The organism is Lentzea kentuckyensis (assembly GCF_002150765.1).
GTDB lineage: Bacteria > Actinomycetota > Actinomycetes > Mycobacteriales > Pseudonocardiaceae > Lentzea > Lentzea kentuckyensis.
This window is the reverse complement of record NZ_MUYM01000025.1, coordinates 14582-30058: the sequence shown is the minus strand read 5'-3', so window position 1 is coordinate 30058 and position 15477 is coordinate 14582. Positions and strand designations below refer to the sequence as shown.

The 15477-nt window shown below is 67.9% G+C and carries 12 protein-coding genes; 11 read left to right on the top strand and 1 reads right to left on the bottom strand.

Translation table 11 applies throughout. The annotated features are described in order from the left end of the window. The first annotated feature begins 1 nt into the window (after position 1). The 7 genes from gcl (at position 2) to B0F77_RS14420 (ending at position 9097) form a co-directional block, all read left to right on the top strand. The gene (gene gcl, locus B0F77_RS14450) at positions 2 to 1702 is read left to right on the top strand and encodes a glyoxylate carboligase (protein ID WP_086663399.1); all 1701 of its coding nucleotides are present in this window, start codon (positions 2 to 4) and stop codon (positions 1700 to 1702) included. A gap of 58 nt (positions 1703 to 1760) precedes the next feature. Continuing rightward, entirely contained in the window at positions 1761 to 2774 is a 1014-nt protein-coding gene (locus tag B0F77_RS14445) for a glycerate kinase family protein (protein ID WP_245848148.1), read from the top strand. Between the two features lie 5 nt (positions 2775 to 2779). After that, entirely contained in the window at positions 2780 to 4069 is a 1290-nt protein-coding gene (allB, locus tag B0F77_RS14440; protein WP_086663397.1) for an allantoinase AllB, read from the top strand. Then, entirely contained in the window at positions 4066 to 5058 is a 993-nt protein-coding gene (gene alc / locus B0F77_RS14435) for an allantoicase (RefSeq protein WP_086663396.1), read from the top strand. Before allB ends, alc begins: the two co-directional genes overlap by 4 nt. Before the next feature lie 123 nt (positions 5059 to 5181). Continuing rightward, a complete protein-coding gene (locus tag B0F77_RS14430; protein WP_086663395.1) occupies positions 5182 to 6618 on the top strand; it encodes an alpha/beta hydrolase in 1437 nt (478 codons plus the stop codon). Positions 6619 to 6732: 114 nt separating this feature from the next. Beyond that, a complete protein-coding gene (locus tag B0F77_RS14425; RefSeq protein ID WP_086663394.1) occupies positions 6733 to 8250 on the top strand; it encodes an alpha/beta fold hydrolase in 1518 nt (505 codons plus the stop codon). 88 nt (positions 8251 to 8338) lie between these two features. Next, positions 8339 to 9097, top strand: a complete 759-nt coding sequence (locus tag B0F77_RS14420; protein WP_086663393.1) for a hypothetical protein — start codon at positions 8339 to 8341, stop codon at positions 9095 to 9097. Here B0F77_RS14420 and B0F77_RS14415 read toward each other — a convergent pair. Continuing rightward, positions 9094 to 9900 (bottom strand): hypothetical protein, encoded by an 807-nt coding sequence (locus B0F77_RS14415; RefSeq protein WP_086663392.1) that lies wholly within the window; start codon positions 9898 to 9900, stop codon positions 9094 to 9096. The genes B0F77_RS14420 and B0F77_RS14415 overlap by 4 nt on opposite strands. Positions 9901 to 10141: 241 nt before the next feature. Here B0F77_RS14415 and B0F77_RS14410 point away from each other — a divergent pair, with 241 nt between their 5' ends. From B0F77_RS14410 to B0F77_RS14395, 4 genes are all read left to right on the top strand, one after another. Beyond that, positions 10142 to 11479: an ammonium transporter gene (locus tag B0F77_RS14410; protein ID WP_169730934.1), complete on the top strand. Its 1338-nt coding sequence runs from the start codon at positions 10142 to 10144 to the stop codon at positions 11477 to 11479. Then, complete coding sequence (locus B0F77_RS14405; RefSeq protein ID WP_030479675.1) at positions 11476 to 11814, top strand: P-II family nitrogen regulator; 339 nt, start codon at positions 11476 to 11478, stop codon at positions 11812 to 11814. Before B0F77_RS14410 ends, B0F77_RS14405 begins: the two co-directional genes overlap by 4 nt. A 21-nt stretch (positions 11815 to 11835) precedes the next feature. After that, complete coding sequence (locus B0F77_RS14400) at positions 11836 to 14160, top strand: [protein-PII] uridylyltransferase (RefSeq protein ID WP_086663391.1); 2325 nt, start codon at positions 11836 to 11838, stop codon at positions 14158 to 14160. Between the two features lie 277 nt (positions 14161 to 14437). After that, entirely contained in the window at positions 14438 to 15448 is a 1011-nt protein-coding gene (locus B0F77_RS14395; RefSeq protein WP_143466722.1) for a hypothetical protein, read from the top strand. The last annotated feature ends 29 nt before the right edge of the window (positions 15449 to 15477 follow it).

Genomic DNA, 15477 nt, shown 5'->3' with positions numbered 1-15477 from the left:
CATGCCGAAGATCCCCGTCATGCAGGCGGTCGTCGAGGTTCTCAAGTCCGAGGGCATCGACACCGTGTTCGGCTGCCCCGGTGCCGCGATCCTGCCGCTGTACAAGGCGATGGAACAGGACGGTTCCATCGAGCACCTCATCGTGCGGCACGAAGAGGGTGCCACGCACATGGCCGACGGCTGGTCGCGCACGACCGGCAACGTCGGTGTCGCGATCGGCACCTCTGGCCCGGCCGGCACGAACATGATCACCGGCCTCTACACCGCGCAGGCCGACAGCGTGCCGATCCTGTGCATCACCGGCCAGGCCGCGGTGTCGAAGCTGCACCAGGAGGCGTTCCAGGCCGTCGACATCGTCTCGATCGCCGCGCCCGTCACGAAGTGGGCGGTGCAGGTCAAGGAAGCCGCGCAGATGCCGTGGATCTTCCGCGAGGCGTTCCGGATCGCCCGCTCCGGCAGGCCGGGCCCGGTGCTGATCGACCTCCCGATCGACGTGCAGAAGCAGGAGATCGAGTGGGACTCGTCGATCGACGAGCCGTTGCCGGTCACCAGAAGCGTGCCTTCCGACGCACGGGTCGAGCGCGCGCTGGAGATGTTGCTGGCCGCCGAACGCCCGCTGCTGCTCGCCGGTGGCGGTGTCATCCTCGGCGAGGCGTCCGACGAGCTGCTGGAGCTGGCCGAGTTCCTGCAGATCCCGATCCAGGCCACGCTGATGGGCAAGGGCGCCATCGACGAGGACCACCCGCTCTACGCGGGCATGACCGGCATCCAGACCTCGCAGCGTTACGGCAACGCGTCGTTCCTGGAGTCCGACCTGGTGCTGGCGCTGGGCGCGCGGTTCGGCGACCGGCACACCGGCGACCTCGCGACCTACCGCGGCGACCGGAAGTTCATCCACGTCGACGTCGAACCGACCCAGATCGGCAAGGTGTTCGGGCCGGACCTCGGCATCGTGGCGGACACCAAGCTCTTCCTGAAGGCCCTGCTGGACAAGGCGAAGCAGCACGGGCCTCGTGAGAAGGGCGTGTGGGTCGAACGGTGCCAGGAGCTCAAGCGGACGTTGCTGCGGCGTGAGGACTTCGACACCGTGCCGGTCAAGGCGCCGCGGGTGTTCAAGGAGATCAACGAGTTCTACGGCCCGGACACCTACTTCGTCACGGCCATCGGGCTCTACCAGATCTGGTCCGGCCAGCACCAGAAGGCGCACAAGCCGCGGCACTACCAGGTCTGCGGCCAGGCCGGGCCGCTCGGCTGGGAGATCCCGGCGGCCATCGGGGTCAAGAAGGCCAGGCCGGACGCGGAGGTCGTCGGCATCGTCGGCGACTACTCGTTCCAGTTCCTGGTGGAGGAACTGGCCGTCGGCGCCCAGTACGACGTGCCGTTCGTGCTGATCATGCTGAACAACGAGTACCTCGGCCTGATCCGGATGGCCGAGGACCACGGTGGCTACGACATGAAGTACGAGGTCGACATCCACTACGACAGCACCGGCTCGGACAACGTCAAGATCATGGAGGCCTACGGCTGCTCCGGCGTCCGGGTCGCCGATCCGGGCGAGATCCGCTCGTCCCTCGAATGGGCCCGCAAGGAGGCTGACCGCACCTCCCGCCCGGTCCTGGTCGAAATCATGATCGAACGCGAGGGCAACACCGCCAACGGCACCTCAATCGCCGCCATGCGCGAATTCGAGCCCATCCCGTGAGCCAGGCAAGTGCACGCGGGGAGCTTTCGTTCACCTGGAGCGCACGAAAGGCCTCCGCGTGAGAAAAAACAGCGCCGTGATCGTCGCGCCGGACAAGTTCAAGGGATCGCTCACCGCCCCGCAGGTCGCCGCCGCCGTCGCGCGCGGCCTGCGGGAGGCGGCCCCGGACGTGGCCGTGCGCCTCCTCCCGGTGGCGGACGGCGGCGACGGCACTGTCGACGCCGCCGTCGCCGCCGGGTTCGTGAAGGTGGGGCGCTGGGTCACCGGGCCGGTCGGGAAGCCAGTGCCGGCGTCGTTCGCGGTCAGGGGAACGACCGCCGTGGTCGAGGTGGCCTCGGCGACCGGGCTCACGTTGCTCTCCGAACCCGCGCCCCTGGAAGCCACGAGCTATGGCGTCGGTGAGCTGCTGAAGGCCGCGCTGGACGTCGGCTGCACCACGATCGTGCTCGGGCTGGGCGGCAGCGCGTGCACGGACGGTGGCGCGGGAATGCTGGAGGCGGTCGGCAAGGCGTCGTTCGCCGGCGTGGACCTGGTGCTGGCCTCGGACGTGGACAACCCGCTGCTCGGACCAACCGGTGCGGCGGCGATCTACGGGCCGCAGAAGGGGGCGTCGCCCGAGCAGGTGGAGATCCTCGAGGCGCGGCTCGAAGCGTTCGCCCGGCGGATCGGGCCGCAGCACGCCGACCGGCCGGGAGCGGGCGCGGCCGGCGGGATCGGGTTCGCCGCGCTGGCCGTGCTCGGCGCGCGGTTCCGGCCGGGCATCGAGGTCGTGCTGGAGCTGGCCGGATTCGCCGAGGCCGTCGCGGACGCGCGTCTGGTGATCACCGGCGAAGGCTCGCTGGACGCGCAGACCCGGCACGGCAAGGCACCGTTCGGCGTGGTCAGGGCCTCGGGAGACGTGCCGGTGGTCGCGGTGGCCGGGCAGTGCACGGTCGCGCCGGGTGATCTCGGGCTGAAGGCCGCCTACGCGCTGCTGGACCTGGAACCGGACGTGACGAGATGCATGGCACAGGCTGATTCGCTGCTGGGCGTTCTCGGCGGTCGCATCGCGCGCGACTGGATGTCAGAGTGAGGGACATGGACCTGGTCTTCCGCGCCCGCAGGGTCATCACCCCCCAGGGCGAGATCGCCTGCGACGTCGGTGTCGTCGACGGCAGGATCGTCGCCGTCGAGCCGTTCATCGACTCACCCAACGTCGTGCACCTCGCCGACGACGAGGTGCTGCTGCCCGGTCTGGTCGACACTCACGTGCACGTCAACGACCCCGGCCGCAGCGAGTGGGAGGGCTTCGAGACGGCGACCCGTGCGGCGGCGGCCGGTGGCGTCACGACGATCATCGACATGCCGCTGAACAGCATTCCTCCGACGGTCGAGGTCGCGGCGCTGGAGATCAAGCGCAAGGCCGCCGCGAACGTGTCGGTGGACGTCGGATTCTGGGGCGGGATCATCCCCGGCAACCTCGCCGAACTGAAGCCGTTGCACGAGGCCGGTGTCTTCGGCTTCAAGTGCTTCCTGCTGCACTCGGGCGTCGACGAGTTTCCGGCCGTGACGACGGCTGAGCTCGAAGTGGCACTGAGGGAACTGGCCACGCTCAACGCGTTGACGATCGTGCACGCCGAAGACGCGCACACGGTCCGTGACTCGGAACCGGACTACGCGGGGTTCCTCGCCTCACGGCCGCGCGAAGCCGAGAACCGGGCCATCAGCGACGTCGTGGAGCTGACCCGCAAAACGGGCGCTCGCACGCACATCCTGCACCTGTCGTCGTCGGACGCGCTGCACATCATCGAGGGAGCGCACCGCGACCGGCTTCCCGTGACCGCCGAGACGTGCCCGCACTACCTCACGTTCACCGCCGAGGAGATCCACGACGGGCAGACGGAGTTCAAGTGCTGCCCGCCGATCCGTGAGGCGGAGAACCGCGAGGCGTTGTGGCAGGGGCTGCGCGACGGCGTGATCGAACTGGTCGTCAGCGACCACTCGCCGAGCACGGTCGAGCTGAAGGAAGGCGACTTCGCCACGGCCTGGGGCGGTATCGCGTCGCTCCAGCTCGGCCTGCCCGCGGTGTGGACGGGCGCGCGGGAACGGGGTTTCCACCTCACCGATGTCGTCCGCTGGATGGCCACGCACCCCGCGCGCCAGGTCGGCCTGGAGAGCAAGGGCGCCATCGAGGTGGGCAAGGACGCGGACCTCGTGGTGTTCGCGCCGGACGAGGCCTTCGTGGTGGACAAGAACAAGCTCCACCACCGCAACCCGGTCACGCCCTACCACGGGCGTTCGCTGCACGGCGTGGTTCGGCAGACCTGGTTGCGCGGCAAGGAAATCAGCACGACGCAAGGCAAGTTGCTACGCAGAGGAGAAGCATGACGGAGTGGACCCGGCTGCCCGATCTCGCCTCGCGCGCGGTCGGAGGCGGTGTGGTGTGGGCGAACGACGAGCTGTTCGCCGAGCGGGAGAACCTGATCAAACCCGCCGAGCCGGTCTACCAGACCTACACCTTCGGTCACAAAGGCCAGGTCTACGACGGCTGGGAGACCCGCCGCCGTCGTGAGGCCGGTGTGGACCAGGCGGTGATCCGGCTGGGCATGCCGGGTGTGGTGCGCGGAATCGTCGTGGACACGGCGTTCTTCAAGGGCAACTACCCGCCGTTCTGCTGGGTCGAGGGCGCCCAGGTCGAGGGTTACCCCTCCGGCGAGGAGATCACCGAGTGGTTCCCGTTGGTCGAACGATCGGCACTCAAGGGCGACGACAAGCACTACTTCGACGTTGCTGAAGGACGCCGCGTTACGCACGTACGCCTGACCATCGACCCCGACGGCGGTGTCGCCCGACTGCGCGTGCACGGCGAACCACTCGCTGATCCACGGCTGCTGATCCCGGGAATCGACCTCGCCGCGCTGGAGAACGGCGCGGTCGTCACGGGCTGCAGCAACATGTTCTACAGCTCGCCCAACAACCTCATCGCCCCTGGTCAGGCCACGGTCATGGGGGAGGGCTGGGAAACCGCGCGCCGGCGTGACGACGGCAACGACTGGGTGTCGATCCGGCTCGCCGCGGCCGGTGCGGTGCAGCTGGTCGAGCTCGACACCAGCCACTTCAAGGGCAACGCGCCGGGCTGGGCGTCGGTGAGCGGCTGCGACGAGCGCAAGGACCCGGCCACGTGGTTCGACGTCCTGCCACGCACCCGGCTGCAGCCCGACACACGGCATCGGTTCGTCGTGGACTGTCCCGAGGTGACACACGCTCGTCTGGACATCTACCCGGACGGCGGGATGGCACGACTCCGTCTGATCGGGACTCCTACGAGCGACGGCCTAGCGCACCTGCGGTCGGCCTGGGCTGAAAGCACCAGCTGAGAAACGGTTGTCCGACTCCGGTGGGATTCTTCTCATTCCCCGGTCGGTTGCCGGTGCCACCCGGTCGATGAAAGCGTTTTCCTCCTGCTGGACAGGGAACCAGGGAGGAAATCCGTGCGACCGATGACGCGCGCCTTCGGGGCCGCGCTCGCGAGTTCCGCGTTGGTCTGGGGAATGACGCCGCTCGCGTTCGCGGCTCCGGAGCACGCGATCGACTGGAAGCCGTGCGCAGAGGCGCCGGTGGTCGACTGCGGGTTCTTGACGCTGCCGATCGACTACGCCAGGCCGGACGGGGAGAAGTTCCAGCTCGCCGTCTCCCGCCGTAAGGCGAACGACCAGTCCCGGCGCGTCGGCGCGCTGGTCGTCAACCCCGGCGGACCTGGGGTCTCGGGTGTCGGCTTCACCTTCGAGGCGGACCGGTACTTCAGCAAGGAGATCGTCGACAGGTTCGACGTGGTCGGGTTCGACCCGCGTGGTGTCGCGCGCAGCCGGCCGATCAAGTGCTCGGCCGAGGCGGTGCGGCGGCCGCACACCGACACCCCGAAGACCACGGCCGAGTACGACCAGTTGGTCGCCTACAACAAGGCGCTGCACGAGGACTGCCGCGAGCAGTCCGGGCCGATCTTCGATCACGCCTCGTCGCGGGAGGCCGCGGACGACATCGACTCGATCCGTCGTGCGCTGGGTGAGAAGAAGATCAGCTACTACGGCGTCTCGTACGGCACGATCATGGGCCAGCAGTACGCGGAGCGGTACGGCCGCAACCTCCGCGCCATGGTGATCGACTCGAACATGGACCGCAGCCTCGGCGTGTGGGGGTTGCTCGAGACCGAGGCGCGTGGCGCGGAGGCCGTGTTCGGCGAGTGGATCAAGTGGAACGACCGCACGCCGTCCTCGCCGTTGCACGGTCAGGACCTGCGCGAGATCTGGAAGAACCTGCTCGCCAAGGCCGCCCGCGGCGAGCTGAAGGACCCGCGGAGCGGCCTCGTGTTCACCCCGGAGCTCCTCGGCATCCGCTTCCTGAACTACAGCCACGTCCCGGCGTGGAAGCTGTTCGCCGACTACGTGGTGACGCTCGTCCGGGGTGCCTCGGCGCCCGCCAAGGCGTTCGCGGAGGTCGACGCGATCGAGTACCCGTTCCAGGGCATCGTCTGCAACGACTACAACCTAAGGATCAGCTCGTTCGCCGAGTACCAGGCCCTGAACGACATGGAGAACCGCGTCGCGCCGAACGCCGTCATGGTGCCGTTCGCCCACGGCGCGATGACGGGCTGCGCCGGGTTGCCGGATGCCACGAACCCGCAGCATCCGCTCAAGTTCAGGAACGCGCCGAAGATCCTGGTGACCAACGCCAGGTACGACCCCGCGACGGTCTACGAGTGGGCGGCCAACGTGCACCGGCAGACCCGCGGCACGACCGTTCTCGTCACCTACGAAGGCTGGGGTCACGGCGTCTACGGCCGCAGCGACTGCACGCGGAAGATCAACGACGATTACCTGGTGTGGTTGCAGCTGCCGCGCAACGGCACCACATGTGCTGCGGCCGAACCGACTAACTGACGGTGGTTGTACGACCACAGGCTGATTCTTTTACCTACCTCGGTCGGTTGTCTGCGTCACACGTTCGGTGGAAGCGTTTCCTCCCGCAAGATCGGGGATCTAGGGAGGAAATCCATGCAACCGATGATGCGCGTCTTCGGAGCCGCGCTCGCGAGTTCTGCATTGGTACTGGGCATGTCGCCGCTCGCGTCCGCGGCTCCGGAGGGGCAGCCGGAGTTCGGAGTGGGCGCGATCGACTGGAAGCCGTGCGCCGAGGTGCCGACCGTCGACTGCGGCTTCTTGACGCTGCCGATCGACTACAGCAAGCCGAACGGGGAGAAGTTCCAGCTGGCCGTGTCGCGCAGAAAGGCGAGCGACCAGTCCAAGCGCATCGGCGCGATGGTCATCAACCCCGGTGGGCCCGGTGGTTCGGGAGTCGACTTCTCGTTCGGCGCCGACCGCTACTTCAGCAAGGACATCATCGACAGGTTCGACGTCATCGGGTTCGACCCGCGTGGTGTCGCGCGCAGCCAGCCGATCAAGTGTTCGGCGGAGGTGCTGCAGCGGCAGCCGTCCGAGTACCCGAAGACCAAGGACGAGTTCGACAAGCTGGTCGCGTTCAACAAGGAGCTGCGGGCCGACTGCCGCAAGGTCTCCGGCGCGATCTTCGACCACGCCTCGACGTTCGACGTCGCGAACGACATCGACTCGATCCGCCGGGCGCTGGGCGAGAAGAAGATCAACTACTACGGCGTCTCGTACGGCACGATCATGGGCCAGCACTACGCGGCGCAGTACGGCAAGAACATCCGCGCCATGATCATCGACTCGAACATGGACCACAGCCTCGGCACCTGGAAGTTCCTCGAGACCGAGGCGCGCGGGGCACAGGACATGTTCAACGAGTGGGTCAAGTGGAACGACCGCACGGCGACGTCCCCGCTGCACGGCAAGGACGTGCGCAAGATCTGGAACGACCTGCTCGCCAAGGCCGCGCGCGGTGAGCTGACGTACCCCGACGGCACCAAGTTGACGCCGGAGAACCTCGGCTCGATGGTGGTGGGCATGGGCTACGGGCCCGCGTTCCAGATGTTCGCCCAGCGGGTCAAGGACCTGAGCGAGGGCACTACGGCGTCCTCGAAGGCGTTCGCGGAGGGTGAGACGTTCGAGAACCCGTTCGCGGGCATCTTCTGCAACGACTACAACCTGCGCGTCAGCTCGTGGGGCGAGTACCAGGCGCTCAACGCGATGGAGAAGCGCGTCGCGCCCGACACCCTGGGTTCGTCGATCGGCCACGGCGCGATGATGGGCTGCGTCGGGTTCCCGAAGGCCACGAACGCGCAGCGGCCGCTGAAGATCAAGAACGCGCCGAAGATCCTGATGACCAACTCCAGGTACGACACGGCGACGGTCTACGAGTGGGCGGTCAACGCGCACAAGCAGACCCGTGACACCACGGTCTTCGTCACCTACGAAGGCTGGGGCCACGGTGTCTACGACCGCAGCGAGTGCACGCTGAAGATCAACGATGAGTACATGGTGGGTCTGAAGCTCCCGCGCAGCGGCACGACGTGTGCCGCTGTCGAGCCTGCGGCCCAGGCGTCGATCCTGTCGGCGAAGCCGGTGCCGGCGGGACCGTACTCGGTTCGCTAGTGCCAGTTGGCGGACCGCGCCCCTGGTTCACCCGCCAGGGGTGTGGTCCGCCGTTTGCCGTAAGCGATCGTTTGAGTACGTTCGGTCCATGTCGATCGAGAACCACTTCCCCGGCCGAGCTCACAACGTGGCGCAGATCGGCGAGGTGGGGACGATCAACGTCCACCAGAAGCCGAAGCGGACCAAGCTGTTCGTCATCGGTTACGTCGTCGCCTTGCTGGCCGTGTTCGGTGGTGTCGGCGCCTACTTCCTGACCAGGCCGCAGCCGTTGGAGATGGCCGCGGACTACCACCGCGAGGCCGAACTTCCCGCCGCCGTGCACCCCCGGCCGCTGGGCAGGACGGAGTTCCCGTCGGACAAGGACTGCCGTGCCGTCGCCGGCTGGGCGGTCGAGCAGGGTGGCGCCCGTGCGTCCGGTCAGCCCGTACGCCTGTGGATGAGGGGGCGCGGTGTCGACGTGAACCGCATCAGTGTCGTGGTGACCGAACGGCTGGAGCCGCCCGCCGGCACGTTGCTGCGGTGCGTTTCCTCGGGAAGCAACCCGACAGTCAAGCTGAAGGTCGACCTCGACTCGGATCAGCCGATCGTGCGGGACTCGGGCAGCGGCAAGATCTACGCCGCCGACAGCGCGATCACGCTGAACAACGAGGCGATGTTCTTCGACATCGAACCGACCACGGTGAAGTGCCTGTGCCGCTGGCACATCGAGGTCGAGCACTACGCAGGTGGCCGGCTCGTGACGACGGAGGTGAAAGCTCCGGGGGACAAGCCGTTCGAGACCGCGGCGACAACTCGTGTCGTGCGCGCCTACTCGGCGCTCGGTTCGATGTGGTCGCAGGAGCGTTAGCACACCGCGCCTTCGCGGAACTTCCGTTCCGGCGCGTGACACCACGCGAACTGCTTGTCGAAGTCGTACCCGCGCTGGGCCGGCTCCGTTTCGAGCTTTCGGCCGTTGGTCGTGGTCTTGCTCGTGAACGTGTGAGTAGTGCCTTGGTGGACGTATTCGACCTCCACCTGCCACTCGTAGGCGTTCCCCAGCACGACGACGTCGGCGTCCTTTTGCCACACCTCCATGTGCTGTCCGGAGATCGTGGTGGGAAGTCCCCGCGGCGCCTGCTGCCTGAAGCTGAAGACGTCGTCCTGCGTTCCGTCGGCGCGTACCTCGACCACCTGCTGGTAGCTGGTCGAGTTCGGGTTCGAGCAGCCGTACACGTACGACGGTGAGGGCATGCGTCGCTTCGGTGTCAGGAAGCGGATCCGGAAGTCGGTGACCGTGAACTCCTCGAACGCCCTGGGCACGAGCATCACGTCGATCCTGGTGTTCGCCTCCCGCGCTTCCGCCCGCCGGAGTGCGTAGAACGGCTCGTCGCAGCTCGTTGAACCCGAGAGCGACTTGTCGTTGGGATTCAGCTTCTCCGGGATCGGACCCAGCTGGTCCGGCGTCTTGGCGGCGACGAACGTGTTGCTGCTGGTGGACACGTATGCCAGGAAGGGGGCGTCAGGGCTCAGGTCGGCGGCGGTGGTACGCGGTGCCGTGGACTCCTGCCGGACGAGCGGTTCCGCCGGGCCCGGCCGGAAGACGAGGAAGGCGGTGGTGCCGGCGAGCACCAGCCCGGCCACGGCCGCGAGCGCGATCAGAGAGCTCCGCATCGGCTCACGGTATTGCTTGGGGACAAACGACACGCCTGGGTTCACCGTATCGAGCGAGCCGAGTCGCTACTCCTCGTCACCGCTTCGCCGCCGTGAGGTGGCCGAATCGAGACCGTGAACCCGGCGAAACGTGGACGTAACACGTCCAGCTCGACAGTTCACCTCCGCGAAACGTTCGGCGTAAGTGCGTGAAACAGGACGTCTCGATGCTCCCTGCAACCGACGTGCAGTGGAGGTCGAAGTGAACACAGGTGACACGGCCTGGGTGCTGATCAGCGCAGCGCTGGTCATGCTCATGACGCCGGGCCTGGCCTTCTTCTACGGGGGCATGGTCCGATCCAAGAGCGTCTTGAACATGCTCATGATGAGCTTCATTTCCCTGGCCGTGGTCAGCATCCTGTGGGTGTTGTACGGCTACAGCCTGGCGTTCGGCAACGACATCGGCGCCGGTCTGCTGGGCAACTTCGACAACATCGGTCTGAAGGGCATCCTCGGCACGCTGGGCGGTCCGGCGGACCACCAGTTCCCGACGATGGCGTTCGTGATGTTCCAGCTGATGTTCGCGATCATCACGCCCGCCCTGATCTCCGGTGCGATCGCCGACCGCGCGAAGTTCTGGGGCTGGACGCTGTTCATCGGCCTGTGGGTCACGATCGTGTACTTCCCGGTGGCGCACTGGGTGTTCGCGTTCTCGAGCGCTGACGGTTCCGTCGTCGGTGGCTGGATCGCCAACAACCTGAAGGCGCTCGACTTCGCCGGTGGTACCGCGGTCCACATCAACGCCGGTGCCGCGGGTCTGGCCGTCGCGCTCGTCCTCGGCAAGCGCAAGGGCTGGCCGAAGGAGCCGATGCGGCCGCACAACCTGCCGTTCGTGCTGCTCGGTGCCGCTCTGCTGTGGTTCGGCTGGTACGGCTTCAACGCCGGTTCGGCGCTGGGCGCCAACGAGACCGCCGCCGTCGCGTTCGCCACGACCACCATCGCCACCGCCGCCGCCGTGCTCGGCTGGCTGCTCGTCGAGCAGTTCCGCGACGGCAAGCCGACCACCCTCGGTGCCGCGTCCGGTGCGGTCGCCGGTCTCGTCGCCATCACCCCGGCCTGTGCGTTCGTCAGCCCGCTCGGTGCCATCGCGATCGGCGTGATCGCCGGTGCGCTGTGCAGCCTCGCCGTCGGTCTCAAGTTCCGCTTCGGCTACGACGACTCGCTGGACGTCGTCGGTGTCCACCTCGTCGGCGGTCTCGTCGGTACGCTGCTGATCGGTTTCTTCGGCACCACCAGCGTGAACTCGGCCGGTGCTGACGGTCTCTTCTACGGCGGCGGGTTCGGCCTCCTCGGCAGGCAGGCCGTCGCGGCGATCGCGGTCCTCGCCTTCTCGTTCGTGCTCACCTTCATCATCGCGTTCGTGGTGAACAAGACGGTCGGCTTCCGCGCTGACGAAGAGGCCGAGGTCGCGGGCATCGACGAGTCGGAGCACGCCGAGTCGGCCTACGAGTTCGGCGCGTTCTCCAGCGCTCGCGGTGCGAACAAGGGCAGTGTGACCGCGGGTGCGACCGCGGTTCTCGAGGGGAGCAACAAGTCATGAAGCTGGTCACCGCGATCATCAAGCCGTTCACGCTCGACGACGTGAAGGGCGCCCTCGAACAGCTCGGCGTGCTCGGCATGACCGTCAGCGAGGTGCAGGGCTACGGCCGCCAGAAGGGCCACACCGAGGTCTACCGGGGCGCCGAGTACTCGGTGGACTTCGTGCCCAAGATCAAGATCGAGGTCGTCATCGACGACACGGCCGTCGAGAAGGTGCTGGAAGCGGTGGTCGAGGCCGCCCGCACCGGCAAGATCGGCGACGGCAAGGTGTGGGTGACTCCGGTCGAGACCGTGGTGCGCGTGCGCACCGGGGAACGTGGATCGGATGCGCTGTAACTAATTTTGGGGAGACGGTCCGTGGAGAACAACGAAACGGCCGTCGTCACGGCTGACGACCTGGTGCGAGCGCGCGAACGCCTGCTCGCACCAGGTCGTCGTCGCTTGGCCGCCGAACCACTGCGCGAAGCACTCGTGGACCTGCACGAGTTCTGGTTGACCAAACACGCGGGGGGAGCGGGGATATCCGGATCGGGTATCGCGCTCGTGGCGGTCGGCGGGCTGGGGCGGCGTGAGCTCGTGCCCTATTCCGACCTCGATCTGGTCCTGGTGCACAACGGCGTCAAGCACGTCGACGAGATCGCCGAGAAGCTCTGGTACCCGCTGTGGAACTCCGGCATCGGGCTGGACCACTCGGTCCGCACCGTCGGCGAGGCGTTGCGGGTCGCCGCCGGTGACCTGCGGACCGCGTTGGGACTGCTGGACATCCGGCACATCGCGGGTGATCCCGAGGTCTCGCAGAAGCTCGCCGAGGGGGCGCGCCAGGCGTGGCGCGGCAACGTCCGCAACCGGCTGGACGAGATCTCCGAGTCGTCGCAGAAGCGCTGGGGCCGCAGTGGCGAGATCGCGCACCGCGTCGAGCCAGACCTGAAGCACGGCCGTGGTGGGTTGCGGGACATCACGATCCTGGACGCGCTGTCGGTCGCGCAGATGGTGGACCGGCCGTCGGCTGATGTCGACGAGGCCCGCAAGCTGCTCCTCGACGTCCGCACCGAACTTCGCCGGGTGGCGCGGAAACCTCGTGACGTGCTGCGGGCGCAGGACGGCGACGAGGTGGCGTCCGCTCTCGGTTTGGCCGACCGGTTTGCTCTGGCCCGTTCGCTTTCCTCTGCCGCACGCACTGTCGTTTACGCGTTCGACGTCGCCGTGCGCACGGCTCGTGCCGCCGCGCCGAAGCGTGGGCTCGGGGCGTTCCTGAGAGGACAGCCGCCGCGCAGACCGTTGGACGAAGGTGTTGTGCTGCACGGGTCTGAGGTCTCTCTCGCCCGTGACGCGATTCCCAGCCGTGATCCCGCGTTGTTGTTGCGCGTCGCGACGGCGGCGGCACGCAGCAAGCACCCGATCGCGACCGGCACGTTGGCCCGGCTCGCGGACTCGGCGCCGGAGCTGCGTCAGCCGTGGCCGCGCGAAGCCCGTGAGGAACTGCTGGCGTTGCTGGGCAGCGGTAGCGGACTCGTGGACGTCGTGGAGGCGTTGGACCGCACGGACTTGTGGGGCCGGCTGTTCCCCGAGTGGGGTGCGGTGCGGGACCTGCCGCCGCGCGACGCCGCGCACATGTGGACGGTCGACCGGCACTTGGTGCAGACGGTCGCACATGCTGCGCGTCTCGCGACCACGGTGTCACGGCCCGATCTGCTGTTGCTGGGCGCGTTGATCCACGACATCGGCAAGGGTCGGCAGCAGGACCACTCCGAGGTCGGGGCCGCGCTGGCGACCCAGATCGGTGAGCGGATCGGGTTGTGGCCGCAGGACGTCGAGACGTTGTCCGCGATGGTGCGTCACCATCTCTTGTTGCCGCACACGGCGACTCGGCGTGACGTCGAGGACGAGGCGACCGTGCACCGTGTGGTGGAAACGCTCGGTGGCGACGCTGTGCTGCTGGAGCTGCTGCACGCCTTGGCGGAGGCGGACTCTCTCGCGACCGGACCTGGTGTGTGGACGGACTGGAAGGCCGCGCTGATGGCCGACCTGGTCGCACGGTGCCGCAAGGCGATGGCCGGGGAGGCGTTGCCCAAACCGGAACCGCTGGATCCGGCCTTCGTGGCCATGGCGGAACGCGTTGCGGCGTCGGGGAAACCGGACGTGCTGCTGGAGAAGCAGGATCACGCGGCGATCGTGACGGTGCTCGCGCCGGACCGGCCGGGCATGCTGTCCAAGGCCGCCGGCGTGCTCGCGTTGAACTCGTTGGAGGTCCACGCGGCGACGTTGCGGGCGCACGGCGGTGCGACGGTGGACGCGTTCACGGTGTCGCCGCGGTTCGGCTCGCTGCCAGACGCGTCGTTGCTGCGCGAACAGCTGTCCAGGGCCATCGAGGGCTCGCTGCTGTTGGCGGACAAGCTCGCCGCGAAGGAACGCGACTACGGCGGCCCGCCGCTCGACCCGCCGCCCGCGAAGGTGCTGTGGTTCGACGACGAGGCGACCGGCGCGGTGGTGCTGGAACTGCGCGCCGCCGACCGGATCGGCCTGCTGCACCGGGTGGCCGGGGCGTTGGAGCAGTGCGGCGCCGACGTGCAGTGGGCGCGGGTGTCCACGTTGGGCGCGACGGTGGTCGACTCGTTCAGCATCGCCGGCTCCGACCTGGACCGGCGGCGGATCGAACGGGCCGTGCTCGACGCGGCCAAGTAGAGGTTGAGTAGCTCTACGCACAACCTCTCCGGGTGCTCACGCTCCTGAACGCATGCGGAACACGGCAGTCTTCGTGGTGTCCGGAAAGCGTCCTCGAGGGGTGGATGGCTTCCCGGACTGGCAGAGGCGGTGGTGACGAGTGACGGCGCCGGGGGAGGTACCGGGCACTCGCACCACCGCCGATTCCCTTGCCTGACAACGAGACAGGTTCCTGGACAATCCGCGTCCGGCCTGGGCAAGGTCGAGTTCTCGTTGTTCTGACTGGGGAGGAAGAACGTTGAGAACCGCAATGGTGGCCGCCGTCGTCGCGGCCCTGATCATTCCCGCCACCGCACAGGCCGCTCCGCTCGCCGTGGAGGATCTCGGCACGTTGCCGGGCGATCTCAGGAGTTCCGCGGTCGACATCAACGACTCCGGCACGATCGCCGGCGTCTCCCACGGCACGGGCACCGCGCAGCACGCCGTGCGGTGGGACCGGTGGGACGGCATCAAGAAGCTCGCGGACCTCGGGTTCGACTCGTGGGCGGCGGCCATCAATCGCGACAACGTTGTCGTCGGTTACGCCGTGAACTCCGCGGGTCAGGCCCAGGCCGTGAAGTGGCTGTCCTCCGGGGCGCTGGTGCAGCTGACGGTCGCGGGCGCGACGAGTTCGGTCGCGTACGACGTCAACGACTCCGGCACGGTCGTGGGTACCGCGACGATCAACGGCGTCAGCCAGGCGGTCCTGTGGGAGTCATGGGGTGACGTGACGATCCTGGGCACGGGCAGCGCGCACCGCGTGGCCAACGGCAACACGGTCATCGGGAAGAGCGGCAACGACGTGGTCCGGTGGAGCCCGTCAGGCGTGCGGACCGTGCTCGACGCAGGCGAGTTCTACGGCGCCAACCAACTCGGTGAGGCGACCGGAACCGTTGGTGGCAACGGCGTGCTGTGGCTGCGCAACAGCAAGACCCAGCTCGGTGCCGGCGCACGGCCGTTAGACATCAACGACAACGGCTTCGCGGTAGGGGAACTGTCGTCGCAGGCGACCAGGTGGGACGTCTTCGGCAGTGGCGTGGAAACTCTGGCACCCGCGCCCTCGCGTGCGTCCGAGGTGAACAACTCCGGCGTCGTCGCGGGCACCGTCGGCACCACCGCCGCGACCTGGGACATGAGCGGTGCTCGGACCTCGCTGCCGTCGTTGACAGGTGCCGCACGTCACACCGTGACGGGGCTGAGTGAGGTCGGGCTGGTCATCGGCGTGGCAACCTTCGCCGACGGCACCTTCCGGGCCGTCGTCTGGCGCTGAAAGCCTGTGCATTTCGCCAGAAATCGGAC

Bases quoted from the DNA above. Each gene is read 5' to 3' on its own strand.
- gcl (WP_086663399.1), top strand. From the start codon at position 2: ATGCCGAAGATCCCCGTCATGCAGGCGGTCGTCGAGGTTCTCAAGTCC.
- B0F77_RS14415 (WP_086663392.1), bottom strand. From the start codon at position 9,900: ATGCGGAGCTCTCTGATCGCGCTCGCGGCCGTGGCCGGGCTGGTGCTC.
- alc (WP_086663396.1), top strand. From the start codon at position 4,066: ATGACGGAGTGGACCCGGCTGCCCGATCTCGCCTCGCGCGCGGTCGGA.
- B0F77_RS14405 (WP_030479675.1), top strand. From the start codon at position 11,476: ATGAAGCTGGTCACCGCGATCATCAAGCCGTTCACGCTCGACGACGTG.
- B0F77_RS14425 (WP_086663394.1), top strand. From the start codon at position 6,733: ATGCAACCGATGATGCGCGTCTTCGGAGCCGCGCTCGCGAGTTCTGCA.
- B0F77_RS14430 (WP_086663395.1), top strand. From the start codon at position 5,182: ATGACGCGCGCCTTCGGGGCCGCGCTCGCGAGTTCCGCGTTGGTCTGG.
- B0F77_RS14420 (WP_086663393.1), top strand. From the start codon at position 8,339: ATGTCGATCGAGAACCACTTCCCCGGCCGAGCTCACAACGTGGCGCAG.
- allB (WP_086663397.1), top strand. From the start codon at position 2,780: ATGGACCTGGTCTTCCGCGCCCGCAGGGTCATCACCCCCCAGGGCGAG.